Source organism: Actinokineospora sp., from assembly GCF_050699995.1.
In the GTDB taxonomy this organism is placed as follows: Bacteria; Actinomycetota; Actinomycetes; order Mycobacteriales; family Pseudonocardiaceae; genus Actinokineospora.
The window spans coordinates 1-11,425 of the sequence record NZ_JBOHGC010000540.1; the positions used below are offsets into that span (position 1 = coordinate 1).

10 protein-coding genes are annotated in these 11,425 nt (G+C 70.2%); 1 reads left to right on the plus strand and 9 read right to left on the minus strand.

From position 1 onward, the window contains the following. Positions 1–18: 18 nt before the first annotated feature. Genes ACRDSQ_RS26545 through tnpB form a run of 4 tightly spaced genes read right to left on the minus strand, consistent with a single transcriptional unit; the run spans position 19 to position 3,852 of the window. Complete coding sequence (locus ACRDSQ_RS26545; protein WP_431424710.1) at positions 19–792, minus strand: polyprenol monophosphomannose synthase; 774 nt, start codon at positions 790–792, stop codon at positions 19–21. Positions 793–836: 44 nt separating this feature from the next. Beyond that, complete coding sequence (gene lnt / locus ACRDSQ_RS26550) at positions 837–2,435, minus strand: apolipoprotein N-acyltransferase (RefSeq protein ID WP_431424712.1); 1,599 nt, start codon at positions 2,433–2,435, stop codon at positions 837–839. A 26-nt stretch (positions 2,436–2,461) separates the two neighbouring features. Beyond that, entirely contained in the window at positions 2,462–2,812 is a 351-nt protein-coding gene (locus tag ACRDSQ_RS26555; RefSeq protein WP_431424724.1) for a zinc ribbon domain-containing protein, read from the minus strand. Beyond that, a complete protein-coding gene (gene tnpB / locus ACRDSQ_RS26560; protein ID WP_431424713.1) occupies positions 2,758–3,852 on the minus strand; it encodes an IS607 family element RNA-guided endonuclease TnpB in 1,095 nt (364 codons plus the stop codon). Before tnpB ends, ACRDSQ_RS26555 begins: the two co-directional genes overlap by 55 nt. A gap of 272 nt (positions 3,853–4,124) precedes the next feature. On the opposite strand from tnpB, the gene ACRDSQ_RS26565 reads away from it, so the two are divergent. Then, entirely contained in the window at positions 4,125–5,030 is a 906-nt protein-coding gene (locus ACRDSQ_RS26565; protein ID WP_431424715.1) for a cyclase family protein, read from the plus strand. A gap of 68 nt (positions 5,031–5,098) precedes the next feature. Here ACRDSQ_RS26565 and ACRDSQ_RS26570 read toward each other — a convergent pair whose 3' ends face one another. The 5 genes from ACRDSQ_RS26570 to ACRDSQ_RS26590 all read right to left on the minus strand — a co-directional run. Continuing rightward, positions 5,099–7,180 carry an AMP-binding protein gene (locus tag ACRDSQ_RS26570; RefSeq protein ID WP_431424717.1) on the minus strand — a complete coding sequence of 694 codons (2,082 nt, stop codon included), beginning with the start codon at positions 7,178–7,180 and terminating at the stop codon, positions 5,099–5,101. 253 nt (positions 7,181–7,433) lie between these two features. Then, positions 7,434–9,509, minus strand: a complete 2,076-nt coding sequence (locus ACRDSQ_RS26575) for an AMP-binding protein (RefSeq protein WP_431424718.1) — start codon at positions 9,507–9,509, stop codon at positions 7,434–7,436. A gap of 130 nt (positions 9,510–9,639) precedes the next feature. Further along, positions 9,640–10,026 (minus strand): hotdog domain-containing protein, encoded by a 387-nt coding sequence (locus ACRDSQ_RS26580; RefSeq protein ID WP_431424720.1) that lies wholly within the window; start codon positions 10,024–10,026, stop codon positions 9,640–9,642. Next, the gene (locus ACRDSQ_RS26585) at positions 10,023–10,805 is read right to left on the minus strand and encodes an OAM dimerization domain-containing protein (protein ID WP_431424721.1); all 783 of its coding nucleotides are present in this window, start codon (positions 10,803–10,805) and stop codon (positions 10,023–10,025) included. The genes ACRDSQ_RS26580 and ACRDSQ_RS26585 overlap by 4 nt, the downstream gene beginning before the upstream one ends. Further along, positions 10,802–11,425 (minus strand): lysine 5,6-aminomutase subunit alpha TIM-barrel domain-containing protein (locus ACRDSQ_RS26590; RefSeq protein ID WP_431424722.1); only part of this gene is annotated, 624 nt, incomplete at its 5' end. The genes ACRDSQ_RS26585 and ACRDSQ_RS26590, both read right to left, overlap by 4 nt.

Consider the following 11,425-nt stretch of genomic DNA (forward strand, 5'->3'; position numbering starts at 1 on the left):
GTGTTGGGGTGTCCCAGGTCAGGCTTTTTTGGCGCGGAGCAGGTTCTTGAGTTGGGTGCCGCGGCGGCGGAGGCCCCACTTGGTGACCCGGAGCAGGGCTTCGCGGACGATGTTGCCGCTCATCTTCGACTCCCCGCGAACGCGGTCGACGAAGGTGATCGGGACCTCGACCACGGTGAAGCCTGCCTCGACGGTCCGCCAGGCCAGGTCGATCTGGAAGCAGTACCCGGCCGACGCCACGTTGTGGAGCTTCAGCTTCTCCAGCACGACCCGCCGGTAGGCGCGGAAGCCGCCGGTGATGTCGTGGATCCTGGCGCCGAGGGCGAGCCGTGAGTACAGGTTCGCGCCGCGGGAGAGGATCTCCCGGCGGATGGGCCAGTTGACGACCTTGCCGCCGGTGACCCAGCGGGACCCGAGCACCAGGTCGGCGTCGCCGAGCGCGTCGAGCAGGCGGGGCAGGTCCTCCGGGGCGTGCGAGCCGTCGGCGTCCATCTCCACGATGACGGCGTAGTCGCGCTCCAGCGCCCACTGGAAGCCCGCGACGTAGGCGGCGCCGAGGCCCGCCTTCTCCGTGCGGTGCAGCACGTTGACCCGCTCGTCCGCGGCCGCCATGGCGTCGGCGAGGTCGCCGGTGCCGTCGGGGCTGCCGTCGTCGACGACCAGGACGTGCGTCGTGGGCAAAACGGCGTGCAGCCGCTCGACGATCGGCCCGAGGTTGTCCCGCTCGTTGTACGTCGGGATCACCACCAGGACCGGCTCGAGCTGCGATGGGCCGTTCGGCTGGTCCGTCATCCGTGTTCCTCCTCGCCGGCGCGTGCGGGCACCGGGCAATATGACTATCCGTGGGTGTCCGCCGCGGCCGGCATGTCCCCGGCGGACCGTGAGCGCCTGCCGCGCACCAGTGCGATCACCAGCGCGGCGAGGCCCGCGAACACCATGGTCCACTCGGGCCACACACCCAGTCGGTCCGCCATCGTAGTCGCTGATCGTAACGGCACGCGCTCGACCAGCGCCGCAGGCGTGAACAGGCCCGTGCTCTGCGTCACCGTGCCGTCGGGAAGGATGATCGCGCTGACCCCGCTGGTGGCCGCGACGATCACGGTGCGGCCGTGTTCCACCGCGCGGATCCGGTCCATCGCCAGCTGCTGGTAGGTCATCTCGGTGCGGCCGAAAGTCGCGTTGTTGGTGGGCACGGCCAGCAGGTTCGACCCGTTGAGCACCGACTCGCGGACCACGCCGTCGAAGGCGACCTCGTAGCAGGTGACCAGGGCGACCCGGGCGTCGCCCATCTCGAACACCGTGGCCTCTTCGCCAGCGACGAAGGTGCCCGCGCGGTCGACGGTGGGGCTGAACAGACGAAAGAACTCGCGCATCGGCATCGTCTCGCCGAAGGGCTGCAGCTGGCGCTTGACGTACTCGTCGACCGGGCCGACACCGGGCTCCCAGAGGATCACCGAGTTGCGCGGCCCGTCCGGGCGCACGACGACCGCGCCGAACGCGACCGGCGCGTCGATGGCGTTGACCGCGCGGGCGATGGCCTCGGCGGCGTCGCGGTTGCGGAAGGGGTCGATGTCGGAGGCGTTCTCGGGCCAGATGACCAGGTCGAGCTTCATGTCGCCGAGTTCGGCGGCGAGCTGCTCGGTGCGCTTGACGTGGTTGTCGAGGACCGCGCGGCGCTGGGCGTTGAAGTCGAGACCCGCGCGCGGCACGTTGCCCTGGATGGCAGCCACGGTGACCTCGCCCGCGTCGGAGTCGGTGCTCACAGCGGGGATGGCGGCCACGCCCGCGGCCAGCGGCAGCACCGCCGCGAGCGCGGGGATCACCAGCGCCCTTGGTGCGCGGGTGATGAGCGTGCGGCGGATGAGTTCGCCGAGTCCGAACCCGGTGAGGGTGACGGCGAAGGCGATAAGCGGCGTGCCGCCCAGCGCGGCCAGCGGGAGGTAGAGGCCCTCGGGCTGACCGAAAGCGATCTTGCCCCACGGGAACCCGCCGAACGGCACGTAGGCGCGCAGCGTCTCCCCCGCGATCCACAACAGCGCGGCCCACAGGTACCAGCCACGCAGCCGGGTGACCACGGCGATGGCCGCGCACGGCACGCCGACGAGGAGGGCTTCGAGACCGCTCAGCGGCAGCCAGGCGATGGGCCCGACGAACACCCCGGTCCACGCGAGCAGCGGCACCATGAAGCCAAGGCCGAACAGCGTCCCGTAGCCGAATCCGGCGCGGGCCCGGCGATCGTGCAGCAGCAGTGCGAGCACCGCGAACCCGACCGGCGCGAGCCACCACGTCGGCCGCGGCGGCACGCTCAGGAACACCAGCGCTCCTGCGGCCAGCGCGGCCAGGGAGCGCAGGGCGAGCATCAGGCGACCCCGGCGGGCTGGGGCTTCGGTGCGGGAGGCCACATCTGGCTCCTGGGGCACGGCGGGGGCGACCACGCGCTCAGCGTACGGGGGCGAGCCGATCACTCTCCGGCACTCCCGTTCACGAACGTGTCGTGAGCCGTCACCTCGCGGTGCGGCGTTGGCCCGGTGTGGTGGCCGGGTCTTCCCGTGGCGGTACCCGGTGCCCGCGTGGTGCGGGTCTTACGTGGGTTTCCATCGGGCTCGTTTTGTGTCGCCCCGCAACTCGGGGAGGACATGCCATCGTTGACCTCGTCCACGAGTTGGGCGAGGTTGCGCGCGGCGTTGAGATCACGATCCAGGACGAATCCGCACTGGTCGCAGCGGAATGTCCGCTCGGCCAGACGCAGTTTGGTTCTCACCGCGCCACAATCCGAGCAGGTCTTCGATGACGGGTACCACCGGTCGGCCAGGTGAACGCGGCCACCGGCCCACCGGTTTTGTAGGTGATCTGTCGTCGCAGTTCGCCCATGCCGACCCCGGCGATGTGTCGGGCGAGGCTCCGGTTGCGCAGCATCCCGGCGACGTGGAGGTCTTCGAGCACGATCGTGCCGTGGGTGCGGACGAGGCGGGTGGACAGCTGGTGCAGCCCGTCACGGCGGGCATTGGCCACGGCCGTGTGCAACCGGTTGATGCGGGTCTGGGTCGTGAGCCACCGCCCGGACGGCGCCCGCCGCGTGCGTCGGTCCGGGCCGGTGCGGCGGGCCGCCTGCCGCTGTAACCTGCGCAACTCCCGCAGCATCACATCCAGATGCCTCGGGTTGGCGATGACCTCGCCGGTGGACAGCACCGCCAGGGACTTGATCCCGAGATCCACCCCCACCACAGAGTCCGGTCGGGCCGGGGCAGGGGCGTGGCGGTCGATCTCGACGGAGAACGAGCAGAACCACCGCCCGCCCTGTTGGGTGATCGTGGCTGAGCGGATGCGGGCGGTGCCGCGCTCGACTTGGCGGGCCAGTTTCCGGGTTGACTCATGGGTTCGTACCACGCCGATGCGGGGCAACTGCACATGCCTGCGATCGACCAGCCCGAACGCACCAGTGGTGAACCGGCACGACAACCCGGCGCGTTTGCCCTTGAACCTCGGGAACTTGACCTTCGCGCCCTTGCGTTTGTGGGTCTTCGAGGCGTTCCAATTGCCCAACGCGGTCGCGAGATTCGCCAGACCCGACGAGTACGCCTCCTTCGAGTTCTCCGCCCACCACGGCGCGACCGCGTCCTTGGCCTGGTTCCACAGTTTGCGCAGGCTGTAGGCCGACCACTGCACCGACGACGTCAACTCCGCATCCGCGACGCCGTAGGACTTCTCGGCCTCACGCTGACCCAGGTTGGCCTTGATCAAGGCAAGGCCCCAGTTGAAGACATACCGCTGAGCACCACAATGCGACCGCAACACAGCCACCTGGGCCAGTGTCGGGTCCAACGCGAACCGATACGCCTGCAACACGATCATCACCGTGAACCGTACCGACCACCACCGACACAAACCGTCACCACCACACCCGGGTCACCCCACCCGCGTCGCCGATCTCAACCATCACAATCAGACACACACGAGCACAGAACCCCGAACGGTACGCAACCCCGCAGGCATTGCCTCAAGGTCAGGTCGACAGTGTCGATCATCAACCATAACCCTCAAGTCGACAGTGAGAGTTCGGGTTGTTCGCGCAGGTCAGCGTATTTGCGTTGGGGTTGTCAGCCCGGCGAATTAGGGTTCGCCCCGTGACCGATGAGACTGAGCAGTGGCGCGTCGAGTTCGACGCCGAGGTGGCGTTCCGCAACGGTGGTTCGCTGAGCGTCGAGGGTTTTCGCCTCGACTCCCCCAAGCCCGACTTGGACAACGCGGCGACCGGTGAGCTGCTCGTGCGGCATCTGGGTCTGCTGATGGTCGGCGAGGTCCGGGTGTCGAACCGCCGGATGATCGCCGAGGCGCACAAGGGATCGCGCGGGGTGGAGACCGACCGCGCGGTCACGTCGCGGCTGGTCGAGCTGAGCCACCCGGTGGAGCACGGGATGGCGACGCTGCCCGGCGTCCCCGGACCGGAGCTGGGCGACTACCTGACCCGCGAGCAGTCGCGCTCGGTCTACGGCCCTGACACCGAGTTCCACATCGGCACCATCTCGATGGTCGCCAACACCGGCACCTACGTCGACTCCCCCGCCCACCGCTTCGACGGCGAGCCCGACCTGGCCAGGCTGCCCTTGGAGCGGGTCGCCGACCTCGACGGCATCGTCGTCCGCGTCGCGGGCGACGGACAACGCGCGGTGGACAAGGCGGCACTGCTCCCGTTCGACGTGGCGGGCCGGGCAGTCCTGATCCACACCGGCTGGGACCGCCACTGGCGCACCCCGGCGTACTTCGAGGGCCACCCGTATCTGACCGCCGACGCCGCCGACTGGCTGGTTGAGCAGGGCGCCGCGCTGGTCGGCATCGACAGCCTCAACATCGACAGCACCGACGACCCCCTGCGCCCCGCCCACACCCGCCTCCTGCGCGCAGGCATCCCCATCGCCGAACACCTGCGCGGTCTGGAGCAGCTACCACCCTCCGGCTTCCGCTTCCACGCCGCCCCCGTCCCCGTGATCGGCCTGGGCACCTTCCCCGTACGCGCGTACGGAGTGATCTAACGCCCCCCACCGCTCGGTCGCGGTGACCATCAAAGCGACCGAGCCGCGCCGCCGAAGGCGGCGCCATGTCACAGGTCCACGAGCAGGCGTTTGACCACCTTCCCTGTGGCGTTGCGCGGTACCCGGCGGACGAAGAAGACGTCCCTGGGCACCGAGAACCGCTCCAGGTGGTCGCGGATGTAGTGTCGCAGGTCGACGGCCTCCAGGTGCGTCCCCGGCCGCAGCACGACGTACGCGGCGAAGCGCTGCCCGTAGTCCTGGTCGGGGACGACCACCACCGCGGCGTCCTCGACCTCGGGCAGCCTGGTCAGCAGCTCCTCCACCGGCTGCGGGAACACGTTCTCCCCACCGGAGACGATCATGTCGTCGTCGCGGCCGCAGACGAACAGCCTGCCGTCGGCGTCGAGGTAGCCCCGGTCGCCGGTGACCATCAGGTCGTCGTGCATCCGGTTGCGGGTGCCGTTGGTGTACCCCTCGAACAGCAGCTCGTTGCCGACGCAGATGCTGCCGATGTTGCCGGGTGGCAGCGGCACTCCGTCGTTGTCGAGGATGCCGACTCGGGTCCCGGCCGGGCAGCGGCCCGCGGTGGTCGGCGCGGCTCGCAGGTCGGCGGGGTCGGCGATGCTGGCCCAGGAGACCTCGGTGGAGCCGTAGAGGTTGTAGAGGATGTCGCCGAAGGCGTCCATGAACGCGCCGGGGAACGCTTCGGGCAGCGGTGAGCCGCTGCTCGCCACGACGCGCAGCGACGAGGTGTCGTAGCGTTCCCGGACGTGGGCGGGCAGGTCCATGATCCGCTGCAGCATGATCGGCACGGCGAACATCGATGTGCAGCGGTGTTTGGCGATCGCCGCGAGGGCGGCTTCCGGGTCGAACCGCCGGTGCAGCACCAGGCCTGCCTGGATCGCGGTCCCGACCTGGACGGCGGCCAGCCCCCAGGTGTGGAAGACCGGCGCCGCCACCAGCATCCGCTCGCGGTGCCGCAGCGGGATCCGCGACAGGATCGACGCGGCCGACGACAGCCCCGGCGGGTTGGGCCTGCGCGCGCCCCTGGGCGCCCCCGTGGTTCCCGAGGTGAGCACGATCAGCTTGCCCGCCTGCGACGGCCGAGGGAGCCGGGTGGCCGGGGAGCGCTGGATGAGCGCGTCGACGTCGACCTCGTCCGCACCGTCGGTGCGGCCGTCGGTCGACCGCCACGTGGAGATCCACGGCAGCGTGATCGGCAGGTTGTGGAACAGCGGGGCGAACTCCTCGTCGGCGAGCAGGGCGACGGGTCGGTGCGCGGCGACGGAGTACGTGAGCTGGTCGGCCGACAGCCCGGTGTTGAGCAGCAGCACGTCCGCGCCGAGCTTGCCGCAGGCGATGGCGGACTCGACGATGCCCGCGTGGTTGCGGCACATCACCGCGACCCGGCGGCCGGGCCGCACCCCGTACTCGGCGAGACCGTGGGCCAGTCTCGTGGTGCGCCGGTCGATCTCGTCGAAGGTCAGCTCACCGCGTTCGTCGATGATCGCGGGCGCGTGGGGGGCGCCGCCCGCCGCGGCGAGGTAGCCGCCGACGATGGTCGGGCCCCAGCGGGCCAGCGCGCTCAGCTGGCGGACCACCCGGTCCGGCCTGCTCGGGGTGAACACTCCGGCGCGGAACAGGACGCGCGCGACCGTGGGCAGCGACTGGCCGCGGGCGGCCTGGTCGATGCGGGACGGCGAAGTGGTGACGGCCCGCCCGGCGAGGTGGTGGTCCACCATCGACAGCGCCCGGCGCACCCGCCTGCGTACCCACATCCCGGTCACGACCGTGCCGCTGGTGAGCCCGTCGGGCAGCGACAGCGTGACCTGGACGAGGGTCCGGCCGGTGTCCGCGGCCTCGAGGCGGATCGCCAGGTGCCCACCTTCCCAGTGTGGGCTGACCAGCACGAGGTGTTCGGGCGGCCGGCGGACGAGGATCTCGACCTCGTCGGGGACGGGCTTGGCTCCATCGACGCTGAACGTGACCCGGTAGCGGGCGCGACGGCCGCCGTTGGCGGTGCCCACCTGGGCGCAGGCGGCGATCACGTCGGCGAATCGCGGATACAGCGCGGGCTCGCTGATGATCGCCCAGACCTGGTCCGGGGAGTGGTCGAGCGTGTGCTCGACTTCGATGAGCTCGGTCGACAATGACCCTCCGTCAGCGCCTTGCGCGATTGCTCGCTGCCACCACCTGCGTGTTTCCGGTAGTTATCAGCGCAGCGTCACCCGACACAAGCAGCGACTCGGCCGTTCGGCCCAGTACTGGTCACCGCCACCTGATTGGCGTAACGAGAGGGCCGAACGGTCGAAGGAGAGTTGTCACGTGTCGCACAAATCCCGACCGCGCGGTTGTCAGAATCGCCGCCTACGGTCAGTGATCACCGCAGGCCGAAGCGGACCGTCAGGCGGTCAAGTCCTGATCGGCGAGCAGCCGCTTGACGACCTTGCCCGTGGCGTTGCGCGGCACCCGCCGGACGAAGAACACATCCCTGGGCACTGAGAACCGCTCCAGGTGGTCGTGCACGTAGTGCCGCACGTCGGTCGCCTCGAGCCGGGCCCCAGGCCGCAGCGCCACATAAGCGACGAACCGTTGCCCGAACTCCCGGTCGGGCACGCCGACCACGGCCGCGTCCTCGACCTCGGCCAGCCCCATCAGCAGCTCCTCCACCGGCCGCGGGAAGACGTTCTCGCCGCCGGAGATGATCATGTCGTCGTCCCGGCCGCAGACGAACAGCCGGTCGTCCGCGTCGAGGTAGCCGCGGTCGCCGGTGACCATCAGGTCGGAGTGCATCTCGTTGCGGCTGCCGTTGGTGTAGCCCTCGAACAGCATCTCGTTGCCCACGCAGATGCTCCCGACCGCGCCGGGCGGCAGCGGTTTGCCGGACGGGTCGAGGATGCCCACGCGGGTGCCGACCGGGCACCGGCCCGCGGTGGTGGGGGCGGCCCGCAGGTCGGCCGGGTCGGCGATGCTCGCCCAGGAGACCTCGGTGGAGCCGTAGAAGTTGTAGAGGATGTCGCCGAAGGTGTCCATGAACTGGGTGACGAACGGCCCCGACATGGCCGAGCCGCTGCTGGCGACCACGCGCAGCGAGGACGTGTCGTAGCGGGCCCTGACGCGCGCGGGCAGGGCGAGGATGCGCTGCAGCATGATCGGCACGGCGAACATCGACGTGCAGCCCAGTTCGGCGACGGCGCGCAGCGCGGACTCGGGGTCGAACCGGCGCTGCAGCACGAGCGTGGCCTGCAGCGGCATGCCCAGCTGTACCGCGGCCAGGCCCCAGGTGTGGAACAGCGGCGCCGGGATCAGCATCTTCTCGTGGGAGCGCAGCGGGATGCGGGAGTACACCGACGCGGCGGCGCTCAGGCCGGGCGGGTTGCGGCGGCGCGCGCCCTTGGGGACGCCGGTGGTGCCCGACGTCATGACGATGATCTTGCTGGGCGTCCCGGGCGGGCGCAGCGCGGTGGAGGCTGCGTCCTGGGTGATCGTGTCCGTGCTGACCTGCCCGGGCGCCGCGCTCCAGGTGGAGATCCACGGCAGCGACGCGGGCAGGTTGTGGAACAGCGGCCCGAACTCGTCGTCGGCGAGCAGCGCGATCGGACGGTGCTGGTCGACCAGGTCGGCGATCTGGTCGGCGGACATCCCGGTGTTGACCATCAGCACGTCGGCGCCGAGTTTGCCGCAGGCGATGACGGCCTCGACGATCCCGGCGTGGTTGCGGCACATCAGCGCGACCCGGCGGCCGGGCCGCACCCCGTACTCGGCCAGGCCGTTGGCCAGCCGGGTGGTGCGCCGGTCGATCTCGTCGAAGCTCAGCTCGCCGCGTTCGTCGATGATCGCCGGGTGGTCGGGGTTGGCCGCGGCGGCGGCCCGGTAGCCGCCCGCGAACGTGGGGCCCCAGCGGGCCAGTGCGTTGAGCCGGCGGACCAACCGGTCCGGCCTGCCGGGGGTGAACACCCCGGCGCGCGCGAGGGTGAGCGCGACGTTGAGCGCGGACTGGCTGCGGGAGGACTGGTCGATCCGGGTCGGCGAGCTGGTGACGGCCCGTCCCGCGAGGTGGTCGTCGATCACGGACAGGGCCTTGCGAATGCGTCTGCGCACCCAGGAGTTGGTCAGCACGGTCCCGGCGGTGATGCCCTCGGGCAGCGAGAGGATCACCTGCACGAGCGTGCGGCCGCGGGAGGCCGGTTCGAGACGCAGCGTGAGGTGCCCGCCCTCCCACCGCGGGCTGACGAGCACCAGGTGCTCGTGCGGGCGGTGGACGAGGATCTCCACCTCGTCGAGGACCGGCTTGCCTGAGCCGACGCTGAACCGCACCCGGAACTTCGCCCCGCGACCCGGCGCGGTGGCGCCGAAGCGCTCGACCGCGGCGACCTCGCGGGCGAAGCGCGGGTACAGCTCCAGATCACTCAGGACATCCCAGACTTGCTCGGGTGAGTGATCGAGAGTGAGGTCCACCTCGACGAGCTCGGTCGGCATGGTCCTCCGTCATCGCCCGACCTGAGCGCCCCAGGCCACAACTGACAAGTGTGGGACCGGTTGTTATCAGCGAACGACTATTCGGCGCAAGCATCCGTTCAGCCATTCGGCCCAAACAGATCGGTTTTCGTCACTGACCGGGCACGACCACAGTGCCTTTTGCTCGCGTCGCCACAATCGGCGGGTCCAGGACGTCGGCCGCCGAATCGCCCCGCTCGGGTGCCGCGCGACACACCACGCGGACCTCGAAGTCGAGGTCACGGGACCGGGTGCCAACCCGGGTGAGCGTCGCGCTCGCCTCGACGACGTCGCCCGCACGGATCGGCGCGAGGAACTCGACCGCCTGGTACCCCGCGAAGAGACCTTCGTCACCATCGGTGCGGATACACATCTCCGTGGCCACGTCGCCGAATAGCCCGAGGCCGTACGCGCCGTCCACGAGGCTGCCGCCGTAGTGGGCGTGGGAGTGCGGCACGTAGTTGCGGTGAGTGACGGTGAAGCCGACCTCGCGGGTCATGCGTGGTGTTCCTTTCGCTGGGAGAGGGCGTGCACCAGGTAGCTGGCGACCGCGCCGGGGGTGGTGCCGCGGCCGAAGACGCGGTCGACGCCGAGTTCGGCGGCCATCAGCGGGTCGAAGCGGGGACCGCCCGCGATGAGCAGCGGGCAGCGCTCCCCCATCGCCTCGCGGAACGCCGCCGACATCTCCTGGGTGTTGAGGATGTGCGCGTCACGCTGGGTGACGACCTGGGAGATCAGGACGGCGTCGGCCTTGTCGGCGCGGGCGGCCTTGACCAGTTCGGGGATGGAAACCTGGGCGCCGAGGTTCACCACGCGCAGCTCCCGGTAGTACTCCAGGCCCTTCTCGCCGGCGAAGCCCTTGATGTTGAGGATCGCGTCGATGCCGACGGTGTGCGCGTCGGTGCCGATGCAGGCGCCGACGACGACCATCTTTCGGCGCAGGGTCTTCTTGATCACCGAGTTCACATCGGACGGTGGCAGCAGCGGGTACTCGCGCTCGACGACCTTCACCGCGTCGAGGTCGACGATGTGCTGCACGGAGCCGTAGACGACGAAGAAGGTGAAGTCCTCGCCGATGGGGTGGCTGTGCACGACCATCGCCGGGTCCATGCCCATCTTGTTCGCCAGCTGCTGCGCGGCGCCGTCGGCGCGGGGGCCGAACGGGATCGGCAGGGTGAACGACATCTGCGCCATGCCGTCGCCCGTCGTGTCGCCGTAGGGGCGCACGTACCGCTTGGTCTTGGGTGTCGCGACCTTGGGATCTTCGGTCGTGGTCACTTGGTGGCTCCCTCGTCGAGCAGGGTGGTGGCGGGGTTGAGGTAGCCGTCGGCCTTCTCGATGACGCCGTCGGCGCCCTTGCCCTTGTCGGCCGGACGCTTCATCAGGCCGAACGTGCCGTCGGCGATCGCGTTGAGCAGGCCGTCGTCGACGATCCGGTCCAGCAGGTCGACGGCTTCGCCGAGGACCTGGTGGGCGCGCTTGACGATCAGGCCGTCGGGGGCGGGCCGGAAGTCCTCGCGGAGGCTGCCCGCCGCGTCGAGGACATAGCGGACGTTGGCGAGCGCCAGGTCGCGGTCGGACAGGAACGGGGTGACCACGGCTTCGGTCATCATCCCGACCAGCAGGATCGACTGCCCGGTGAGCACCCCCGCGAGGTTGAAGAACCCATCCAGGAGGTAGCCGTTGAAGACGTCGCCGGTCATGTGCTTCGTCGGCGGCATCCACTTGAGCGGCGCGTCGGGGAACAGCTCCCGGGCGAGCAGCGCGTGCGCCAGTTCGAGGCGGAACGAGTCGGGGACCTTCGGGTTGATCTCGAAGGCGTGCCCGAGGCCGAGCAGCTCGTCGGGCAGCCCGGCCTCGTGCGCGAAGCGCTCGTTGAGCAGCTGCGAGACGGTGAC

Excerpts from the sequence above, each read along its gene's own strand:
- ACRDSQ_RS26545 (WP_431424710.1), bottom strand. The coding sequence starts at position 792 with ATGACGGACCAGCCGAACGGCCCATCGCAGCTCGAGCCGGTCCTGGTG.
- tnpB (WP_431424713.1), bottom strand. The coding sequence starts at position 3,852 with ATGATCGTGTTGCAGGCGTATCGGTTCGCGTTGGACCCGACACTGGCC.
- ACRDSQ_RS26575 (WP_431424718.1), bottom strand. The coding sequence starts at position 9,509 with ATGCCGACCGAGCTCGTCGAGGTGGACCTCACTCTCGATCACTCACCC.
- ACRDSQ_RS26580 (WP_431424720.1), bottom strand. The coding sequence starts at position 10,026 with ATGACCCGCGAGGTCGGCTTCACCGTCACTCACCGCAACTACGTGCCG.